At 35.2% G+C, this 21,748-nt stretch carries 19 protein-coding genes and 1 tRNA gene; 17 read left to right on the top strand and 3 right to left on the bottom strand.

Features of this window, described 5'->3' with window-relative positions; genetic code table 11:
* Window positions 1–25: 25 nt before the first annotated feature.
* The 3 genes from H5117_RS04680 to H5117_RS04670 all read right to left on the bottom strand — a co-directional run bounded on the left by H5117_RS04680 (window position 26) and on the right by H5117_RS04670 (window position 3,130).
* Window positions 26–1,147, bottom strand: a complete 1,122-nt coding sequence (locus H5117_RS04680) for a FecR domain-containing protein (protein WP_182736304.1) — start codon at window positions 1,145–1,147, stop codon at window positions 26–28.
* Window positions 1,148–1,159: 12 nt separating this feature from the next.
* On the bottom strand, window positions 1,160–2,485 hold the full coding sequence (locus tag H5117_RS04675; RefSeq protein WP_182736303.1) for a surface lipoprotein assembly modifier: 1,326 nt from the start codon (window positions 2,483–2,485) through the stop codon (window positions 1,160–1,162).
* Between the two features lie 569 nt (window positions 2,486–3,054).
* Window positions 3,055–3,130: transfer RNA gene (locus H5117_RS04670), tRNA-His, on the bottom strand.
* A 284-nt stretch (window positions 3,131–3,414) separates the two neighbouring features.
* Between H5117_RS04670 and H5117_RS04665 the strand changes: the two genes are divergently transcribed.
* From H5117_RS04665 to H5117_RS04585, 17 genes are all read left to right on the top strand, one after another.
* Window positions 3,415–4,233: a mechanosensitive ion channel family protein gene (locus H5117_RS04665; RefSeq protein ID WP_002958438.1), complete on the top strand. Its 819-nt coding sequence runs from the start codon at window positions 3,415–3,417 to the stop codon at window positions 4,231–4,233.
* Between the two features lie 186 nt (window positions 4,234–4,419).
* Window positions 4,420–5,202, top strand: coding sequence for a YdiY family protein (locus H5117_RS04660; protein WP_182736302.1), 783 nt, complete (start codon window positions 4,420–4,422; stop codon window positions 5,200–5,202).
* Window positions 5,203–5,324: 122 nt separating this feature from the next.
* Window positions 5,325–8,003 carry an SLBB domain-containing protein gene (locus tag H5117_RS04655; RefSeq protein WP_182736301.1) on the top strand — a complete coding sequence of 893 codons (2,679 nt, stop codon included), beginning with the start codon at window positions 5,325–5,327 and terminating at the stop codon, window positions 8,001–8,003.
* Window positions 8,004–8,050: 47 nt separating this feature from the next.
* Entirely contained in the window at window positions 8,051–9,004 is a 954-nt protein-coding gene (locus H5117_RS04650; protein ID WP_259404246.1) for a Wzz/FepE/Etk N-terminal domain-containing protein, read from the top strand.
* A 31-nt stretch (window positions 9,005–9,035) separates the two neighbouring features.
* Window positions 9,036–10,106 (top strand): dTDP-glucose 4,6-dehydratase, encoded by a 1,071-nt coding sequence (rfbB, locus tag H5117_RS04645; protein ID WP_182736299.1) that lies wholly within the window; start codon window positions 9,036–9,038, stop codon window positions 10,104–10,106.
* 40 nt (window positions 10,107–10,146) lie between these two features.
* Window positions 10,147–11,010: a glucose-1-phosphate thymidylyltransferase RfbA gene (gene rfbA / locus H5117_RS04640; RefSeq protein WP_182736298.1), complete on the top strand. Its 864-nt coding sequence runs from the start codon at window positions 10,147–10,149 to the stop codon at window positions 11,008–11,010.
* 15 nt (window positions 11,011–11,025) lie between these two features.
* Window positions 11,026–11,583, top strand: a complete 558-nt coding sequence (rfbC, locus tag H5117_RS04635; protein WP_182736297.1) for a dTDP-4-dehydrorhamnose 3,5-epimerase — start codon at window positions 11,026–11,028, stop codon at window positions 11,581–11,583.
* The gene (locus tag H5117_RS04630; RefSeq protein ID WP_182736296.1) at window positions 11,583–12,410 is read left to right on the top strand and encodes an NAD(P)-dependent oxidoreductase; all 828 of its coding nucleotides are present in this window, start codon (window positions 11,583–11,585) and stop codon (window positions 12,408–12,410) included. Before rfbC ends, H5117_RS04630 begins: the two co-directional genes overlap by 1 nt.
* Complete coding sequence (wzx, locus tag H5117_RS04625) at window positions 12,407–13,777, top strand: O-unit flippase-like protein (protein ID WP_182736295.1); 1,371 nt, start codon at window positions 12,407–12,409, stop codon at window positions 13,775–13,777. The genes H5117_RS04630 and wzx overlap by 4 nt, the downstream gene beginning before the upstream one ends.
* Entirely contained in the window at window positions 13,774–14,889 is a 1,116-nt protein-coding gene (locus tag H5117_RS04620; protein WP_182736294.1) for a hypothetical protein, read from the top strand. Before wzx ends, H5117_RS04620 begins: the two co-directional genes overlap by 4 nt.
* Entirely contained in the window at window positions 14,876–16,039 is a 1,164-nt protein-coding gene (wzy, locus tag H5117_RS04615; protein WP_182736293.1) for an oligosaccharide repeat unit polymerase, read from the top strand. Before H5117_RS04620 ends, wzy begins: the two co-directional genes overlap by 14 nt.
* A 13-nt stretch (window positions 16,040–16,052) precedes the next feature.
* Complete coding sequence (locus H5117_RS04610; RefSeq protein WP_182736292.1) at window positions 16,053–17,129, top strand: glycosyltransferase; 1,077 nt, start codon at window positions 16,053–16,055, stop codon at window positions 17,127–17,129.
* Window positions 17,126–17,914 (top strand): glycosyltransferase family A protein, encoded by a 789-nt coding sequence (locus H5117_RS04605; RefSeq protein ID WP_182736291.1) that lies wholly within the window; start codon window positions 17,126–17,128, stop codon window positions 17,912–17,914. The genes H5117_RS04610 and H5117_RS04605 overlap by 4 nt, the downstream gene beginning before the upstream one ends.
* A 5-nt stretch (window positions 17,915–17,919) precedes the next feature.
* Complete coding sequence (locus H5117_RS04600) at window positions 17,920–18,471, top strand: DapH/DapD/GlmU-related protein (protein ID WP_259404250.1); 552 nt, start codon at window positions 17,920–17,922, stop codon at window positions 18,469–18,471.
* Window positions 18,472–18,725: 254 nt separating this feature from the next.
* Complete coding sequence (locus H5117_RS04595; protein WP_182736289.1) at window positions 18,726–19,322, top strand: DapH/DapD/GlmU-related protein; 597 nt, start codon at window positions 18,726–18,728, stop codon at window positions 19,320–19,322.
* A complete protein-coding gene (locus H5117_RS04590) occupies window positions 19,306–20,289 on the top strand; it encodes a lipopolysaccharide biosynthesis protein (protein ID WP_182736288.1) in 984 nt (327 codons plus the stop codon). Before H5117_RS04595 ends, H5117_RS04590 begins: the two co-directional genes overlap by 17 nt.
* The gene (locus H5117_RS04585) at window positions 20,282–21,694 is read left to right on the top strand and encodes a mannose-1-phosphate guanylyltransferase/mannose-6-phosphate isomerase (RefSeq protein ID WP_182736287.1); all 1,413 of its coding nucleotides are present in this window, start codon (window positions 20,282–20,284) and stop codon (window positions 21,692–21,694) included. Before H5117_RS04590 ends, H5117_RS04585 begins: the two co-directional genes overlap by 8 nt.
* The last annotated feature ends 54 nt before the right edge of the window (window positions 21,695–21,748 follow it).

The raw sequence follows: 21,748 nt of genomic DNA, 5'->3' as shown, positions 1-21,748 counted from the left end.
AATAAAAGCTTTGTATCCAATGTGTTTATGGTTCTAATTTAAAAGAACCGCTAGCATTTACATCAGGATTATTTATTTCGTTAAGATTAAAGTTGCCAGTAATATTGTCTAGGTCATTCAAAAATATTGCATCAACATCGCCCTCGGCTTTATTGTTACCATGGGATGCAAATGTAACGGCCAGCTCAAGTGCGCTTAAATTTATTAAGCCGCTGTAAGCTGCATACCAATTTCCACCAGCGTCATTAAAACTAATTTCGCCATCAGGTACGGTGCCATTATCAAAATCAACTGCCATAGTCATAGCAAAGTCAGTAACAGCACCCACACTCGAATTTACATTAAAGCTTGATACTTCATAGTTAAATACACCTTGGCGCTGAGCTATTTGATCGACTAAAGATGCGCTGCTAACAGTTTGAAATTGTTGTTCAGAATATATATCCATAACACCTGTATCTGCTTCAAAAGCATTTACTTCAACTTCAGTTACCGATGCTTGCTCAGTTTCTTCTTCGTTGTCGTCTTTAGGATCAATTGCTACTATATTTTGATCAAACACACGTGCCGCACGTGTCGTTTTAAATACTTCACCAGTGGCTGTAATTTGTGCAAACGAAAATGCTTCGTTATCACCCAAAGAAACCACGTTATTATTTTCTAACGTTAAATCTATTGCGCCATCCCATACCGCTAAAAATACATCGCCTTTAACCAGCTGAACTTCAAAATGCGTTCCGCGTATTCCAATAGAGCCTACGGGAGTTTTTACACTATAAGAGCCGCCATTTTTTTTAATTACGCCGGAAATAGAGCGCAAACCGCCTTTAAGTAACTCAATAGAAGCAGAGCCCTGTTGGGTATTGTCATTAAATTCGTAGTTAGCAATATTTAATTCTGAGTTTTCTTTTAAGGCTATTAAACCACCATCCAACATTGAAAATTGCGCTTTGCTTTTCTCTCCAGTCGTAATGCGATCTACGCCAAAAACAGTATCTCTGCGCTGCAATTGTCGTTGTTGTTCATTGCTTCCATCAACCGCGAGTACAGAGCCTCGTGCTAAAATAGTTTTACCAGCAGGGTCGTTTGCTTGTGTATAAAAACTTACACAAAGTAAAGTGGTAATTACAGGGAGTAAATGTTTCATAAATACCTTAAATTAAAATGAGTAAGAAGCGCTTAAATTGATATCTAAACGGTCATATTCGAATAAAGAAATATTACTGGATTTATCTTGATAGTTGGCAGCCAACTGTATGGCTAAATCGCGATTAACTAAGTAGCGAACAGAAGTTGAGAACATAAAGAGGTTATCGGCACGTTCTTGTAAAAATAAAGGGTGATCATCTTTATAATTAATCCATTGGTATCCAGCAAGAGATAACAACTGCCAATGTTGAGCCAACTGAGTGTTCACTTGGTAGTACAAGCTCGTAATATTACGGCTATTAAATTCACCTTCAGTAATGTCCGCTTCCTCGCTTTTAGCGTTAATGCTTAAGCTTTGAAACCAATTTTTAGCTGCATAGCTAGCACCTGCATTCATCGCATAAAATGAGTTGTCGAGCTTTTCATCAAATCTATTGTTTAAAACACCCGCAGTCAAAGAGCTAAATAAATTAACTTGTTTATTTAGCGTAAAATTAGCTCCGGCCGTTAAAGCTGATTCAGTACGATAAAGTTCGCCATCAAGCATCAACGGAGTGGTAGCAACTCGTGCAAACCAACTTATGTCATTTTGTTTATATTGATAGGCGGCATTAATGTGCGCATTTATACGATCGTATTGACTGAGTTCTTCAAACTTGTACCACCCGGTATCAATACTTAAAGTGATTAAACTTTTTTGATCAATAGGGTGAGAGTACTTTCCTCTGTAATTAAGTCGTGCATAGTTGTCCTGCGTACTTTTACTTTCTGGCGATAACAAAAACTCACCAAGATTAGGAATTATAATCGTATTTTCTGCTGTACCCGCGTTTACGTTGCCATCAACGCCAAGGGCAAGCACAATATTCTGTTTATAAGAGCGTCCAGCTTCTTGTTGCTTAAGTGCAGCAGTTTCTAGCAATGACTGTGCTGAAGACTTTATATTATTAGGTGTGTCAGGTGAGTTAATTAGTATTAAAGCTTGGGTATCGGCAGCAGGTAAATTATTAACTGTTAAATAAGCGCGAACTAAGTACAAGCGAGCTTCATACCATCTAGGATTATTTTCAACCACGCGTTCAAAGGCAAATACAGCTGGCGCCGCATGCCCTGTTTTAAGTGCACTGACCCCTAATAAAAAGTCGTATACGGGTTCGCCCAGGTACTGGTATTCGCTATTACTTTTTTGATAAGCCTGAGTGTATTTTTTTTCAGAAACTAATTTTTGAATCTCAATCAATAGCTTATTGAATTCATCATTGCTTTGAGCCAATGAGTTAAAGCTCATTACAGCTAAACAACTACACAGTAAATTTCCTAAAACCTGTTTAATCATGCTTAATTTTATATCCCAGTAGAAGTTTGATGTTCTGTAAAAAGTGATGCCAACATTAGAAACCTACCACTTTTTGTAGCTAAGTATAGTTAATACAGTCACATTGGTTAATTAATTGTAGATAAGTAACGAGTTATACCAATCCGCGATAATACTTAATCATTTTGCGGGGCTAAACGTGTCGCTACCAGTGTTAAAAAATTCTCATTTACGACTGCATGGATGCCGAAGGTAGAGCAATGCAGGAGCAATTGCCGAGAACAACTAAATAGCGAATTTTTTGCCAAGCTATCAACATGTTTTTCCATCCTCAAAATAGATCACTTAATTAAGCGAATTGGTATTAAATACTTGTTTATTAGATATTATTACTAATTAGGGCGTGTTGATCTTTGTGGATTGAAATTTTTTATCTAGGGATGATTTAATCGCTGCGTGAGATTTGTAAATTAGTGGGTTTAACTAGAGTATTAATAATTGTGTTGCAAGGTTAATATATTAGAAGGTTTTAGAGTTTATATTACAGAGTAAAGATAGGGTATAAATATGAAGGCTTACTAGGAAAAAAGTGGGGCGATTGACGGGGCTTGAACCCGCGACAACCGGAATCACAATCCGGGGCTCTACCAACTGAGCTACAACCGCCACTACACACACCTTGTTTGGTGTGGCGCGCATAATACATAAAATAATAATTGTTGTGAAGCCCAAAAGTGAAATAAATTAAAATAATTTAAATCAGGCAAATATAATTAGTATTTAGTCGTTAATATTTTTTCAAAGTAGGCTATGTTTTATCGCATAATTGCCTCTAAAAAATAGAATATACTTGCATTTAATAGTATTAATTCATTATTTCATGAGAATAAATTGTAAATTAATGTATAATAATGCCCGAAAACGCTTAATAAAAAACATTTGGAGTAAATATGGATTCAGTACTTAATTGGCTTAACGATAACTCAGGCCTAATTTTACACTACGGTATACAAGCAGTTGTTGCGCTTGTTATCTTTTTACTTGGTAGTCGTGTTGCTAAGTTTTGTTCTAACTTAACTGAAAAAGGTTTTGCTAAAAAGAAAGTAGATAAAGCTGTCGGTTCATTTGTTTCAAGTATTGTGTACACACTTGTATTTGCTGTAACTATTTTAATGGCACTTTCGCAAATTGGCATTGAAACAACTTCGTTCATTGCTATTTTAGGTGCTGCCGGCTTAGCTGTTGGTTTAGCATTGCAAGGTTCATTATCTAACTTCGCATCAGGCGTACTAATTATTTTACTTCGTCCATTTAAGTCTGGTGACTTTGTTGAAGCAGGTAATAAAATGGGTACGGTTAAAAAAATCGAAATATTCTCAACTGAACTACGTACTCCAGATAATAAAGTAATTATCGTACCAAACTCTCAAATAATGTCTGGTGCTATTACTAACTTCTCACGAGAGTCTACTCGTCGTATCGATTTAGTTATTGGTGTTGGCTACGATGCTGATTTACGTCACGCAAAAGAAGTATTAAAATCTGTATTAGATGCAGAAACACGCATACTTAAAGATCCAGCTTACAATGTATCTGTAAATGAGTTAGGCGATTCAAGTGTTAACTTTATTGTTCGTCCTTGGGTTAACGCTGCTGATTATTGGCCTACTTACTGGTCATTAATGGAAAATATTAAAATTGCATTAGATGATGCAGATATTACTATCCCATTTCCACAAATGGATGTTCACTTTCACAAGCAAGACTAATTTTAAATAGTTATTTAATTAAAGTTATCTTTAATTGTTGTAGTGCTAAAAAGCTATTAAACATAAAATTTTCATGCGGGATCTGCCGCATGAAAATTTTTTACATTATTACTTAGCTGTTTAGCTTGCTCTAACAAGTAATGCTTTAATAAAATAGATGTACATTTATACAAAGGTTATTTTTTAATGAAATTAAAGCTTTTATCAGTTTTAGTTGCGGCTTCTGCTGCAACAAACGCATTTGCTGCAGACGCAGATCAAAGAACATGGGAAGTTACCAGTGAATTAGGTGCTATTGTCACAAGTGGTAATACAGAAACGACCACACTTAAAGGTGGCATCAAAGTTCAGCACAATCTTGAACACTGGAACAACGAATACAAGCTAGACGGCATCTACAAAGAAGATGAAGTTGAAGATGCAAATGGTGACAAAAATAAGCAGCGCACTAACGAAAAGTATTCAATTTCTGCACAAGGTAATTACAAATTAAATGAAGATCATTCTCATTTATTCATTTATGGTTCACACGTTTCAGATTATTTTGGAGCGTATAGAAGTGAGTCGGTAATTTCTGCAGGTTACGGTTTGCGTTTATTAAACGAAAAAACTATGTGGTTAAGTGCTGAAATTGGTCCTGGTTATAAATACTTTGAATACCCAGATGACAGCACTGAAGTTGATGACAACGGTAACTCTCTTGCTGGTGAATTTGAAGGCGAAGTAATTGCCTTGGGTAAGTTAGATTACAACTGGCAAATTTCTGAGAATGCACGTTTTACTCAATTAGTTGCTGTTGAGTACGGTGATACAAACACCAAAACTCGCTCTGAAACTGCATTACTTGCAAAAATAAACGGCTCGTTACAAATGAAAGTCGCTTTTAATGTCACTAACAACTCAGATGTTGCTGACGATAAAGAAAGCACTGACACTGAAACGTCATTCACGTTGGTTTACAGTTTTTAACCAATGTAGTTAAGTTAATTACACTAAAGTGACAAAAGGGACGAAAGTCCCTTTTTTATTTGCCTAAAATTAAGGTATTATAGCGGCCAATTTTGGTTGTAGACCTAGGGATATACCTACTCGTGAAAGTTTTTACACAATTAATTAGTGCTTTTATTCTACTTTGTAGTTTTAGTGCTTTGGCTTTTACGCCAACAGCGTCTCAAATTGAGCAATTTAAAAAGTTACCTAAAGCTCAACAAGAAGCCCTCGCAAAACAGTATGGTGTTGACATATCAACGATCACTGGTACAAACCAATCTAATAATCAAAATAATACACAGCAACAAAATAGTATTGGTGAGCGCGCAGAACCCGAAAAAGAAAAGCTTACAGATGAAGAGCGCTTTAAACCAAAAACAGACGAATTAAAGCCATACGGTTACGAATTGTTTGCAGGTGAACCAACTACATTTATCCCAAGCGAAAATGCCGCAGTACCAGATACATATATTGTGGGCCCTGGCGATCAATTAAAAATAAACTTTTATGGTAAAGAAAGTGACAGTTTTGAAGTCATAGTTGACCGTGAAGGACGTATTAGTATTCCAGATTTAAGCCCTGTAGAAGTGGCCGGTTTGACCTTTGCTGAAATTAAAGAATTAGTAAAAGTAAAAGTTGAGCAAGAGGTAATAGGTGTAAAAGCGTTTGTATCGCTTGGTCAGCTTCGTAGCATGCGTATTTTAGTGCTAGGTGAGGCTTACAAGCCAGGTAGCTACAGTGTTTCTTCATTAACAACTGTTTCGCACGCATTATTTGTAAGCGGTGGCGTGTCTGATATTGCTTCTCTTCGTAATATTCAAGTTAAACGCGCAGGCAAGGTTGTAGCAAATTTTGACCTTTACGACTTACTTATTAATGGCGATAGCAGCAACGACATCGTATTAAAGCCGGGCGATGCTGTATTTATTCCATCAGTTGGCGCTCAAGTAACAGTTGAAGGTGCAGTTAAACGTCCCGCTATTTTTGAACTTAAAAAAGGTGAGTCTGCTAAGCATTTATTAGCAATGGCCGGAGGCCTTAAACCCAATGCATACGCTAAAAGCGCAATTGTAGAGCGCTTTAACTTCGATCGTAAAGAAGTACTCTCGGTCGATTTTTCAAAACCACAAATTAACTATATCCCACAAGATGGCGACCGCATTCGCTTTAATTCAGTTAGCTCGCAATATCAAAATTCAATTAGCTTAATTGGTGCAGTGGCACGCCCAGGTAATTATCAATGGCACCAAGGTAAGCGTATTTCAGATGTACTTAAATCTATACGCGGTGACCTACTACCGCAAGCCGATTTAAGCTACGGCCTCGTAATCCGCGAAATAAATGTAAACGGCGATATAGAAGCGCATCAGTTCGACGTTGCTCAAGCGATTATTAAAAATCCTGAAAACAACTTACAACTTAAAGCTAATGACAAGATAGTTGTATTTAGTCGTTTTGAAGAAAAAGAAGCAGAGCAATCAGCTCTAGCAAATATGGCCCTTAGCCAAGAGCAACAAGAGCAGCAACAAAAAGCAGAGCAATGGCACAAGTTTGAGCAAAAAGAGTTCGAAAAATATATTGGTGTTAATCAAGAAGACGAAGAGCTTGTTCTTGAAGACAATAAAATACTAACAATTGCTGAAATTTCTAAACGCAAAGCAAAAGAAGAAGAAGACCAAGAACTCAAACCTGAGGATTATGCATTATTTAGTCGCCATAACTTGTTAGCGCCAATTATTGCTAAATTTAAACAGCAAGCATCAGTGCAACAAGCAATGCAATTAGTTGAAATCAGCGGGAATGTAACTTTCCCTGGTATTTATCCACTAATGATTGGTGGTGAGGTAAGTGATTTAATAACAGCAGCCGGTGGTTTGCTGGAGTCTGCCTACGTAAAACAAGCTGAAATTACACGTATTGTAGCCAGCGATGGTTCTAAAATAGAACACTTACGATTTGACCTTGAAAGCGCCATGAAAGGCGACCTTCAAAGTAATATTACATTACAAAGTAAAGACAGCATCAACGTTTTTGCAATTCCAAACTGGCAAGAAAATGTAAAAGTAGAATTAAAAGGCGAGCTTAAATTTCCAGGCACTTACACTATACGCCGCGGTGAAACGCTAACTGAATTACTTGAACGCGCGGGTGGTTTTTCACAATTTGCAGAACAAAAAGCAGCTGTATTTACCCGTACATCAATTAAAGAACAAGAGGAAAAGCAGTTAGCGCGTTTATCTACAGAGCTTCGCCGCGACATCGCCTCTAAGAGCTTCCAAAACTCTGTAAGCAGTAACACACTTTCTTATGAAGAAATGAACAAGCTGTTAAACGACCTCGCGAGTGTTGAAGCCGTAGGGCGTTTAGTAATTGATTTACCTTTAATTGTAAATAATCAACAAAACTTAGTACTTCAAGATGGTGATACACTTTATGTACCAAGCAAGCGTGATTCAATTAGCGTAATTGGTGAAGTTAACTACTCCACATCACACCTATATAAAACAGGGGTGAGTGTTGATGATTATATTGCTCTAAGTGGTGGCCTTAAAGAGCGTGCCGCTGAAGATCGAATTTACATTATTAAAGCCAATGGTTCAGTGAAAATACCAAGTACAGGTGGTTGGTTTGCAGCAAATAATGCTGACCAGTTAGAACCAGGTGACACAATAGTAATACCAATGGATGCAGGACATATGGACAAGCTAACGCTTTGGAGCACAGCAACGCAGATCCTTTATCAGTTAGGTGTGGCTGTTGCTGCTGTTGGTAGCCTCTAGTGTCGATAGTTGCGACTTTAAAACAATAATATTAATAAGTGATTATGATGAAAGAAACGGAAAGTGTATCTTACAAAAAATTAACTGAAGATGAGATCAAATTACGTACATTGATTTTCACAATCTGGGATGGCAAGTGGCTAATTTTATTGATTACTTTAATATTCAGCTCTTGTGCCGTAATTTATGCTTTAAATCAACCAAATATCTACCGATCAGAAGTATTATTGGCCCCCGTTGAAGATGAGGCTTCAGGTGGTTTATCTGGCTTAGCTAGCCAATTTGGTGGGCTCGCTAGCTTAGCAGGAGTCAACTTTGGAGGAAAAGCTAGTTTAGATAATACGAAAATAGCTATTGAGGTTATGAAGTCACGTAAGTTTACGAGTCAATTCATAACTGAACACGGTATTCTTCCTGAGTTAATGGCTTCTCAATCATGGAAAAGAAAAGACAATGAGCTGATCTATGATCAAGATTTATTTGACTCTAAATCTAGACAGTGGGTTAGAAAGGCCCAAGAACCATCGAAGTCGAAGCCTTCGATGCAAGAGGCTTATGAAGCGTTTAGTAAAATTCTGGTTATTAGTTCAGATAAAACCTCAGGGTTAATTAAAGTAAGTTTAGAGCATATATCACCTCATTTAGCTCAACAGTGGGTAACTTGGTTAGTTGAAGATATCAATAAGGTGATGAAAGAACGGGACGTTAAAGAAGCAAGAAAAAGCACTGATTTTTTAGAAAAACAACTACGACAAACTAACATCACAGATATTAAAACTGTTTTGTACAAATTAGTTGAAGAGCAGGCAAAGACAATTATGTTTGCAGAGGTGCGTGATGAATATGTATTTAAAACAATTGATCCAGCACTAGTACCAGAAAAACAGGTAAAGCCGAAAAAATCCTTAATTTGCGCTCTTGGTTTTATTATAGGATTAATCTTTGGTACGGTTTACGTTTTAGTTTGTAATTATGCAAAATTTGGATTGACGAGAAGTTAACACAATAAATAAGTAGTTAGAGGCCGTTAAAGTGAAAATACTTATAACAGGCGGTGCCGGCTTTATTGGCTCTGCTGTAATTCGACACATTATAGAAAGTACAAATGACTCAGTTGTTAATCTTGATAAGCTTACTTACGCAGGTAATTTAGAGTCACTTAAATCTGTGGATAAGAATGCGCGCTATACTTTTGAACAGGTAGATATTTGTAAACGCATTGAACTTGATAGAGTGTTTGCAACGCATAAACCAGATGCAGTAATGCATTTGGCAGCTGAGAGCCATGTAGACCGGTCAATAACTGGGCCTAGCGATTTTATCCAAACAAATATTGTAGGTACTTACAACCTATTAGAAGCGGCGCGTGAATACTGGAATACATTAAATGATGATTGTAGAAAGTTATTTAGATTCCACCATATTTCAACGGATGAAGTTTACGGCGATCTTCCCCACCCAGATGAACGAAAAGGCGAGCTACCGCTTTTTACTGAGGAAACATCCTATGCTCCAAGTAGTCCTTATTCGGCAAGTAAAGCGTCGAGTGACCATTTAGTCCGATCATGGCTACGCACTTACGGACTTCCTACTATAGTTACAAATTGTTCAAATAATTATGGACCTTATCATTTCCCTGAAAAGCTAATACCACTAGTTATATTAAATGCGCTTGAAGGAAAAAAGCTCCCTATTTACGGAAAGGGTGACCAAATTCGCGACTGGCTTTATGTTGAAGATCACGCTCGTGCACTTTATAAAGTAGTAACTGAGGGTAAAGTCGGTGAAACTTATAACATTGGCGGTCATAATGAAAAGGAAAATATTGAAGTAGTACAAACTATTTGTAGTATTTTAGATGTATTAGTGCCGAAAGAAACAAAATATGCAGAGCAAATTAGTTATGTTGCAGACCGCCCTGGGCATGATAGGCGTTACGCGATTGACTCATCAAAAATGAATGCAGAGCTAGATTGGACACCGGTTGAAACCTTTGAAACAGGCCTACGTAAAACTGTTAAATGGTATTTAGATAACCAGAGATGGTGTGAAAACGTTCAAAATGGCTCTTATCAACGCCAGCGATTAGGCATAAATGTATAACATTATATTGCTCACTTTAAAGAGCAAATAGGATAGAAATATGAAAGGAATTATTTTAGCAGGTGGGTCAGGTACGCGTTTGCATCCAATAACTAAAGGCGTATCAAAACAACTGCTCCCAATCTATGATAAACCAATGATTTATTATCCACTATCTGTACTGATGTTGGCTGGTATAAACGAGATATTAATTATCACAACTCCAGAAGAGCAAGATGGTTTTATCCGTTTGCTGGGAGATGGTTCGCAGTTTGGTATAAAACTGACATATAAAGTACAGGCGTCTCCAGATGGCTTAGCCCAAGCTTTCATTATAGGTGAAGAGTTTATTGGTTCTGACGATGTTTGTTTAGCCTTAGGGGATAATATCTTTTTTGGGCAATCATTTGGTAAACAACTTAAGCATGCAGCTGAAAATTTAATTGGTGCAAGTGTTTTTGGTTACCAAGTAATGGATCCAGAGCGTTTTGGTGTTGTAGAGTTTGACGAAAAGTTTAAAGCGCTCTCTATAGAAGAGAAACCAAAAAATCCTAAGTCGAACTGGGCGGTTACAGGACTTTATTTTTATAATAATTCAGTAATAGAAATAGCTAAAAATGTTAAGCCTTCGTCACGTGGTGAATTAGAAATCACGTGTGTTAACCAGGCATACTTAGAGCAAGGTAATCTCAACGTTGAGCAATTGGGCCGTGGATTTGCATGGCTCGATACCGGGACACACGACTCACTTTTGGAAGCTTCGCAATTTGTTCAAACAGTAGAGAAACGTCAAGGTTTTAAAATTGCTTGTTTAGAGGAAATAGCATTACACCAAGGTTGGTTAAGTAAGCTGCAGGTACAAGCTATTGGCCATGCACTAAGTAAAACTGGCTACGGTCAATACTTACTAAATATCACTAAATAGTTTTGAAAGTAAAATATGAATATAATTAAAACCAAAATAAAAGATCTAGTAATTATAGAGCCTAAAGTATTCGGTGACGAAAGAGGTTTTTTTTATGAGATGTTTCAAGCAGAACGTTACAAAGCTGCAGGCATAAATGCTGATTTTGTACAAGATAATCGTTCTCGCTCGTCAAAAGGCGTGTTGAGAGGGCTTCATTTTCAAAAGACAAAGCCGCAAGGAAAGCTAGTGTCCGTCATTGAAGGTGAGGTATTTGATGTGGCGGTCGATTTACGGCCACATTCAGATACTTTTGGTCAGTATGAAACCGTGTTATTAACAGGGGAGAACAAACTGCAGTTTTACGTACCCCCCGGTTTTGCACATGGGTTTTGTGTGTTGAGTGATATCGCTGATTTTTATTATAAATGTACAGATTACTACGATCCAGCTGATGAAAGTGGTTTACTATGGAATGATGAATGTCTAGGAATACAGTGGCCGCTTGAAGCACCCTTATTATCAGATAAAGATAAAGTTCAGCCCACACTAAGCGAAGTTAAAAATAGACTCATTAATGGGTGGGATGACTAATGGCGCTTTACACTGTATTTGGAGGGCGTGGTTTTATAGGAACTGAGATTGTGACTCAGTTACTTAGCTTAGGGCATACTGTTTTCGTCCCAACAAGAGACGATATAACTATATTTGAGCGTGACCTAGGAATCGTAATTTATTGTGCAGGAAATGGCGATTGTAAAAACACACCTTTTTCAGTATTAGAAGCGAATGTCACTTTAATTTCTGACATTTTACAAAAAAGTCAGTTTAAACGTTTGATGTATATATCTTCGACTCGTGTATATATGAATCAGCTACAATCGAGCGAACAATCTGAATTAACTATCTGCGTAGATGATAACCGTCGTTTATTCAATTTAACTAAGTTAGTTGGTGAAGAATTATGTCTGAAAAGTGGTCGAGATGTATGTGTATTAAGACCTAGTAACGTCTATGGTGTTGCATTAAACAGTCCTTTATTCTTACCCGCAATTACTCGTAATGCAATTAATATGGGGAAAGTAGACATGTACATTCCTCCAAGTTATGCAAAAGACTATGTTTCGGTAAGTGATGTAGCAAGTAGTTGCATAGCACTTTCAATGCTTTCTAGCACTACACAACAAGTAATCAACATTGCTGCGGGGGTCAATATAAAAGCTGAACAAATCGCTAATATATTGCAAGAAAAAACTCAATGTGAAATAGTTTGGCACGAAATCGACTTTCCAAACGAAAAATTTCCTATTACCGATACTACTAAAATTCTCTCATTTATACCTAACTATAAGGCTAAAAGTGTTTTAGCAGATCTTGAAGGCATGATTGAACGATTTACTATTGAGATGAATGGTAAATGACATATCAAATCGTAAAAAAAGATATTTTATGGGGGTATTTGTCTCAATTTTTTAATATGGCTTCAAGTCTTTTATTATTGCCATTTATCTTATACTTTATGACAACCGAAGACGTAGGTTTATGGTATGTATTTGTCTCCATTATAGGGCTCATTCAATTACTCGAATTTGGTTTCTTACCAACAGTCTCAAGATATATTTCTTATGTATATTCTGGAGCGCAAAATATTGAATTGGATAAAGTACCCGACTATGAAGTCGATAGAGGCATCAATATTGAATTGTTATCGGGTATAATTTTTTCCGCAAAAAAAATCTATGGCTGGGTTTCCATTTTAGCACTACTTTTACTCACAATTGCAGGTTCAGTTTATATATCAACACTCGAGTATAGTGGCGACAGGGCTTTAGTATATTCATCTTGGATAATATATGGTGCTGCAGCAATAGTGATCTTTTATTTTGGCTACTACAGCAGCATTTTGAAGGGGCGAGGAGATCAAACTAAATTAAACAAATCAATAGTTCTTTCGAAGCTGAGTAATATCATAATAACTATCCCGCTACTTTATGCTGGCTTTGGCTTGTTAGCAATTGCATTGGGTGTTCTTATGTCTGCTATTGTTGATCGTATTTTAGTTCGCTTTTTTGTTTTTGATAAATGTGCATTGGAAACAATCGAGGCTTTTAAAATAAAGTCAGACAAAGATTACACATCAGTTATTTGGTGCAATGCTAAACTGATGGGGTTGGTCCAACTAGGTAACTTTCTAACAGTTAGGAGCAGTGTACTCATTGTGTCCTCTGTTATTGGTTTAGAAGCTGCCGCAACATATGGCTTCACTTTGCAAATTACATCGGTAGCAGTAATTGTCGCTTCAATGTATTTTGGATTACAGCTACCACTCATGAACTCAGCTCAAGTTTCTAATAATATCACAATTATTAAATCCACATTTTTGAAGTCCATTGGTATATCTTGGGTGCTATTTTTTATATATATGTTTGGGACCATCACGTTGGGAGTTTATTTGGTAGAGGTCTTGTTTGACAGCGCAAATTTATTACCTAGACCAATGTTAATTGTTTTTTTAATTGCAGCCTTCCTGGAAATGAATCATTCATTATGTACAGCGTATTTGACAACCAAAAATACAATAGTATTTATGAAACCAATGCTAATCACTGGAATATTAATATTTAGCTTTTCGCTTTGCTTTGGTTCTATATTTGGCTTGTGGGGTATTATTCTTTCACAATTTTTTCTACAACTTATTTATAATAACTGGAAATGGCCACTGATAGTTTTCACTGAGTTAAAAATATCACTTAAAGATCCATTAATAGAGCTAAGAAATAGACTATGAATATTATTATTGATCTAATTAGAAAAAAAAATGAACACCATGTCTTTAATTTTGAAACAATTAAATCTTTAAATAAATTAGATAAAGAATGCGTTTACTTTTTAGATAGAAAATCATCTTCAATAGATGCCATTACTGATAAAAAAAACTTACATAAAGTAAACGTAAAAAGCAGTAAATTATACTTCTGGCTAAATTCCACTCTAGAGCTTTTAAAAATTATAATAAAGTATAAAGGGAAGAGTAATAAGTTTATTTTGTTATCAGCGACACCTTTGCAATATCAAGTTTGTTCATACCTAACTAGTTTATTTAAAATTGATATAAATATTTTTATGCATGGTGAGCTTGGTTATATATCTAATCCTCAGGGGCTAGGCCAAAGATTAGGTGGTTATTTTATTAATAGCTCTTTCAATAATATAAAATCTAGAGTTAATTTTATCGCTTTGAGTGAGTACATATGTAGCCGTTTATCTAGTAAATATAATTACACTGGCTTTCGTTTTGTAGAGCACCCTTTACAACAGGTTAAAAGGGTTGATGTAAATAATGGAGAAACAATAAAAATTGGTAGTTTTGGTGTACATTCGTACGAGAAAAGCTCTAATGAAATTTATAACTTAGCAAAACTTGTCGATATTAAAGGCGTTAAAAATATAGAGCTCGTTACCGTGGGTGTTTCAAGTGGTAACTTTGAGTACGATTTGAGCCCGAATGTATCGCACATCTGTCGTGGCTTTTTGAATTCATCACTTATTCCAAAAAATGAATTTTTAGCACAAGTACAAGCTTTAGATTTTGCACTGTTTTTTAGTGGCGATGATGAAAAATATGATCTAATTCCGAGTGGGGTTTTCGCTGATTGTATAGCATTTGAACTGCCGATAATCTCACTATATAACTCTAAGATGGAACATTTTTTTAAAAAACATGGTGCAATTGGTATTTTATGCAAGAGCGTAGATGAAATGGCTGATGCCTTACTTCGTTTATCTTGCGATAGTAATGAATTACATGATTACAAAAAAGTTATAAGAAATGTTAAAGCAAACTTTACATCAGATGCTTATTCCAAACAGTTATACAGAGTATTATATGAAAAATGTTAAACTATTTTATATTTATATATATATAGTTCCAGCATTATTATCATTGATACTAATTAGTTTTGGCGGAACCTTGTTAGGTGACTTTAGAAGCTTTAGTTATGATATGAAGGCGAGTGACTTTTTATTAACTCTCATTCAGGTTTTAATTCCTTTAATTATTTTATATCTATTACTTAAGTTGGCTAATAATATTGCAATTACTAAAGAAAAAGGGAAACTATTTGAAGGTTTTATATTAATTTTATTTGTTTTTATTTTTTTTATTACCTTTTTTTTTGGTGCTATAAAAATTGGAGAAGAAAATGTTGGAGGGCTCGCTGGTCTTCTTATGTCATTGGTTGTAAAATTGAATCCGTATTTATTACTCGGCCTGTTAGCCTTTTCTAATATAAAAACTAAAAGCTTCGTTCTTTGTTTAGCTATTTGTATTTTTTACTGTTTTAAACAAGTGTCGCTTCAGGGGTACCTGATTTCCCTATTCTCATTAATTACTTTTTTATTAATAAGAGGCAAAATAGGGAATAAATTATTTTTTACTATGCTAATAATGCCATTTTTGTTATATAGCGTATTGTTTGAAGTGTTAACGTACATATATACATTGCGAAATGAAATGAGAGGTGTTGAGTTTGATGCATCTCAAATAATGTCTTTAGCAGTGGGGCGTGTGTCTTCTCTATCATCATATATCTATATCAGAGAAAGTATTTACAGTTACACATCAGTTTCAGATTTTTTCTCATTGGGCATATTTTTAGAGCGAGTTCTAGGCGTTGGCTTTTTAGATACAGTCTCGCCCTCTGCTATTTTTAATAATGCAGAACTCGGTGAGGCAAATTATAGTATATTTCTGGGACTTAATGGTTTTCTACTGTCATTATATAAGAGTTCAGTCTTTATTTTCCACTTTAATATAATCATAATATTAATTTGCTTTTGCTTAATGTTTCAGATGATCCCATTTTTTGATAGAAAAAATCGAGTTGCTATGTTCTTTTTTATAATGTACATGCCATTTTTGTCTTTTGATATATGGGAGTTTTCCATCATTTTTCAAAGTTTAATTTTGCTAAATTTATTATATTTTTTCTATCGGTTATCCGTTTTTTGTTTTTCATATATTTTTTATCCACACCATTCAAAATCTTAGTTAGGTCTATGTCATGAAAAAAATAATTTTTTATTTACCTTCTTTAGCACCTTCAGGTGGGATTGAGCGAATAGTATCCGAGATTGTGAATCAATTGAGTAGTTTCTATGATATTACAATTTTGGTTAAGGATGATGGGGATAGCTTCTACTTCATAAAAGATAATGTGAAAATTGAATCCATCCAAAATAAATTAAACCTTAATATGAATAGTCGAATTAAGAGAGGAGTCTCAACATTAAATAATATTGTAAGCAGTGTCTTTAAGTTGAGAAATTATTTAAAATCACGTGAATTTGACTATATATACATAACACATCCGCTCGCACAGATAGAACTATTATTTGCAAGTATACCTAAAAATAAAATAATAATATCTGAGCATGGTGCATCTAATAATTATAATTTTACCTATAAATTAATTAAGAAACTAACTTATAAGAGTTGTAATTCTTACTGTATTCCGACTACACAAGACATAGAGTATTACAAAGCGTATAATTTTCCAGTTGTCCATACCCCACATTACAAACCTAAGCTTGATTATAGTTTTAGTAATTTAAAAAACAAAGTTGTTCTCAATATTGGCCGTTTTACAGATGATAAAAAGCAATTAACTCTTTTAAAAATATGGTCAGAAATACCTAGCAAGTACAAGTATGGCTGGCAACTACATATAGTTGGAGAGGGGGAGCTTGCTAATGATTTATCTTATTTTATTGCCAATTACAATCTGCAGAATGAAGTAAAGTTGTTACCACCAATAAGCAAAGTCGAAAAGTATTATCGAGATGCTTCAATTTTTGCTCTTACTTCTCGTAGCGAAGGTTTTGGTATGGTCCTTCTTGAAGCTATCGGGTTTGGTCTGCCATTGATATCTTTTAATTGCCCTTCGGGGCCTAAGGACATCATAAATGATAGAAATGGTTTTTTAATACCGCTTGATTCTGAAGCTGAATATAAAGCTAAGTTAATAGATTTAATGAATAATGAGCAGTTATTAGCTAGTCTCAGTAATGGTGCAAAGCTCACTGCTCATAATTGGTCTGATTGTAATATAACTACTATATGGAAAAACGTTTTCAAATGAAGCTGTCAATAATAATTCCTGCCTATAATGCAGAAAAAACGATAATTAATGCATTAGATTCAGTATATAATCAAAAAAACATAAACGACTTAGCCTTCGAAGTTATTGTTATTAATGATGGCTCAACTGATAACACCTTTGAAGTTGCCAGTAACTATTCAGAGAAAGTTAATAACTTAACCGTTTATAGTAAAGAAAATGGTGGTGTATCCAGCGCTCGAAATTATGCAATAGAAAAAGCTATTGGTGAGTGGATTGCATTTTTAGATTCTGATGATGTTTGGTTAGATTGTAAGCTTGATAAGCAGTTCAAAGTTATAGATGAAGTTAAAAGTATCGATTTCATTGGCTGTGCAAGAAATAATGAAGAGTTAACAGTTTTAGGGCATAAAATAGATAAGCTTTACAAAGCAACAGTTGATGATCTACTGATCAAAATGTTCCCACAAACTTCTACTGCTTTGGTAAAAAAGTCATTATTAGATAAAGTTGGTTACTATGATGAGACTATGACCCACGCAGAAGATGGTGAGTTGTGGGTAAGGCTATGCCACGAAGGTGATTTTTATTATGTCCCCGACTCTTTAGTTACAACGGGTAACGGTAAAAATAATTTTGGCGACAGCGGCTTATCTGGGGATCTAGAAAAAATGCATTTAGGTACACTAAAAATCCTCGTTAAATCCAGAGAGAATAAATTAATATCGAGAACTATGTATTGTTTTTATAAGATATTTTACGAGCTTAAATTCTTGAGACGCAAACTTATAGTAAAGGTTAGATGACTGTGATGTTTAAATTAAAATGGTTTTTATCAGGCCTGATTTTAAAGCTGTTTTGCAAAAAAATAGGTTTCCCATCATATTTTAGCTTCCCTATCTTTTTCAAGGGGCTCAATAAGGTTTCGCTTGGAAAAAAAGTAAGAATATTTCCAGGCTCTAGAATAGAAACTCATGGTCGAGGAACTATTAACATCGGAGATAATGTGGGTATTGCTCAAAATTTTCATATAACTTCGGGTGGGAAACTTGAAATAGGATCAGGTACGACGATTGCTGCAAACGTTATCATTACGAATATAGACCATGATTATAAAGATATTAATAAAACACTATTAGATCAAGGTTGTAAAATAACAGATACAGAAATTGGGAGTAATTGCTTCATAGGGGCTGGCGTAATTATTCAAGCTGGTACCAAGCTTGGAAATCACTGTACTGTTGGAGCAAACTCAGTTGTTAAAGGGAATTTTCCTGATTTTTGTGTAGTAGTAGGCTCCCCAGCAAAAATAGTAAAGATTTATGACTTAGATATAAATGAATGGGTTTCAGTCTCTAGGTAGCTGAAATACTATAAATTTAAACGCTCGTTAGTCTAACTAATTAGGTTTATTTAATATGCCGCTTTCGTAAAATTTAGGCTGCAAGTCGTTTTTTATAGCGGGAAAAAAGTCTTATTAAAATGTAAAGTTAAAAATTTACTCCTAACTTGTAAGGATTAAAATTCCAGCAGATTCATTTTTCTACAGATTCCTCTTCAGTATCAAAGTTTATACAGCGTATTTTATATTTAAGAATAAAAACTGGAAACATAAAAATGTTAAAAAAGTTGGGTTTTATTAATATCATATACTTAGCATTATGTTATTTATTAACAAAAATACTTTACAATAAACAAAAACTTATTCGGTTTCCTTTTGAAGTTAGGGGGAAGCGTTTTATTTTATTTGGGAATCGGTTATCTACAGGTCGCTATTGTAGAATTGAAGCCTATCCAGAGAATAATGAAAAAGTACTGTTTATTGGGGACGACTGTCAAATCAATGACAGCGTACATATAGTAGCAAAGCAGCAAGTAATACTTAAAAATAACGTACTACTTGCGAGTAGGGTATTCATCAGCGATTTAAATCATGGTTCATATACTGGCGAAGTTCATACTCATCCGCACGAAATTGCAGCTGAGAGAGTTAACTACACCAAGCCGGTTATAATAGGCAATAATGTATGGGTTGGCGAAGGAGCGGTTATCTTAGCCGGAGTAACCGTAGGTGATAATTCTATTATCGGAGCTAACTCAGTCGTTTGTAAAGATATAGATGCCAACTCCATATATGTAGGAAATCCTGCAAAAAAAATTAAGTATTACGATTTTAAATTGAATAAGTGGATATCTAGTGCCAAACAATCATAGCAACAAAAACGTTCTTCTATTTTGCCCTTCTTTTTTTGGGTATGATAAGTCGATTAAACAAGAAATCGAAGCTCTTGGAGCAAAAGTATCTTTGTTTGACGAGCGGCCATTTAAATCTTTTATAGGTAAATCTATATTGAGGTTAAACCTTAGTTGGTTGATTAAAAAGCATATAGAAAATTATTTCAAAAAAATTATATATCCTCAGATTAGTGATTTGGATTTTTTGGTTTTCGTAAACCCTGAATCAATACCATCAAGTTTAATTAGAGAAATCAAGCTGCTAAACAAAGATATAAAAGTAATTACTTATATGTGGGACTCGTTTCTAAATAAGAAAAATGCAAAGCAGCTAATCAATGTTTCTGATTCTTTTTTTACTTTCGATCCTAAAGATGCAAAGCAATACAATGTGAGTTTTTTACCGTTATTTTATGTATCAGAGTATGAGGAAATTCGAACTAAGAAAGGCAATAGGTATGACTTTTCATTTATTGGTACTGCACATTCTGACCGATATAAAATACTAAAAAAAATAACATCAGCAAATATGAATGTATTTTCTTTTTTATATACACCAAATAAACTAGTTTTTTTATATAAAAAATATTTTTGTAATGAACTTGTTGGGTTAAGTTTGAAAGGCGTATCTTCTACTTCTATGTCTAGAGAAGAAGTGATCGATGTAATAAGCGATAGTCGTGTGGTAATTGATATTAATCATCCATCACAAGTAGGTCTTACTATCAGAACAATCGAAACTTTAGCCGCTGGGAAAAAACTAATAACGACTAATAAAGAAATAAAAAACTACGACTTTTATAATGAAAACAACATTTTGTATTACCATAGTGAGACAACTGTAAATGATGTATCGAAATTCATTGAACAGCCTTTTTCAGATTGTTGTGATAAATATAAAGAATTCAGCTTAAAAAATTGGGTGAAAAAAGTACTTTATGAATAAAATTATTCCAATAATAATGGCGGGTGGCTCAGGTACTCGCTTATGGCCACTTTCTCGTGGCAATTATCCAAAGCAATTCTTATCGTTAAGCGGTAAGCATACAATGCTGCAAGATACGTTAAGCAGGTTAAATGGTCTTGAGCATAGCCCAGCTATGCTAATTTGTAACGAAGAGCATCGTTTTATCGCTGCAGAACAAGTCCGCCAATTAGGTGTAAAACATAGCGGTATATTCTTAGAGCCCGTGGGGCGAAATACAGCACCAGCAATAGCACTTGCTGCCTTTAAAGCTATTGAAAAAGGTGATGACCCATTACTACTTGTGCTTGCTGCAGATCATTTAATAGATGATACAATCTCGTTTCACGACAGTGTTAATAAAGCAGCAGACCTTGCAAAGCAAGGTAAATTAGTAACATTTGGTATTGTAGGAAATAAACCTGAAACAGGCTACGGATATATAAAGCGCGGCAAAAGGTTCAGTACAGGCTTTGTAGTAGACAGCTTTGTTGAAAAACCAAATTTAGACACGGCTAAACAGTATATTGCCAGTGGTGATTACTATTGGAATAGTGGTATGTTTTTATTTAAAGCGAGCCGTTATCTAGAAGAGTTAAAAGCTTTTCGGCCTGATATTTATGACGCATGCAAAAAAGCAATTGAAATACAGTCTAACGATTTAGATTTTATTCGTGTAGATAGAGCTGCATTTGAAGCCTGCCCAGATGAATCAGTAGATTATGCTGTAATGGAACACACACAAGATGCGGTTGTTGTGCCTATGGATGCAGGTTGGAGTGATGTAGGTGGTTTTGCTGCGTTGTGGGATGTATCTGCTAAAGACGAGAATGGCAATGCATTTACAGGAGATGTAAGAGCCATTGATACAAAAAATACTCTTGTATTCGGGGAAGATAAACTTGTAGCTACTGTAGGTGTTGAAGACTTAGTAATAGTAAATACCAAAGATGCAGTACTCGTAGCTCACAAAGACCAATCACAACATGTAAAAGCAATTGTTCAGCAATTAAAGTTAGAAAACCGCTCAGAAGCAACTATGCATCGTGAAGTGTATCGCCCTTGGGGGAAATACGATTCAGTTGATAATGGTGAACGTTTTCAAGTTAAACGTATAACAGTAAAACCGGGCGCTAAATTAAGTGTACAAATGCATCATCACCGTGCAGAGCATTGGATTGTTGTATCAGGCACAGCCAAGGTTCAAATTGACGATTCAGAGCAGTTTGTAACTGAGAATGAATCTGTTTACATTCCTATCACGGCTGTGCATGCACTCGAAAACCCAGGCAAAGTGGATTTAGAATTAATAGAAGTTCAGTCTGGCTCTTACCTAGGTGAAGACGATATCGTGCGTTTTGAAGATCGCTACGGTAGAGTTAATTAACTATAATTGAGCGGAATAAATTTTTATATAGCTATCATCACCCTTACCCTTAAG

This window comes from Pseudoalteromonas sp. SG45-1, assembly GCF_014164135.1.
Lineage (GTDB): Bacteria > Pseudomonadota > Gammaproteobacteria > Enterobacterales > Alteromonadaceae > Pseudoalteromonas > Pseudoalteromonas distincta.
Note: the sequence above shows the minus strand (reverse complement) of the source record. Positions and strands in the feature narration are given on the sequence as shown.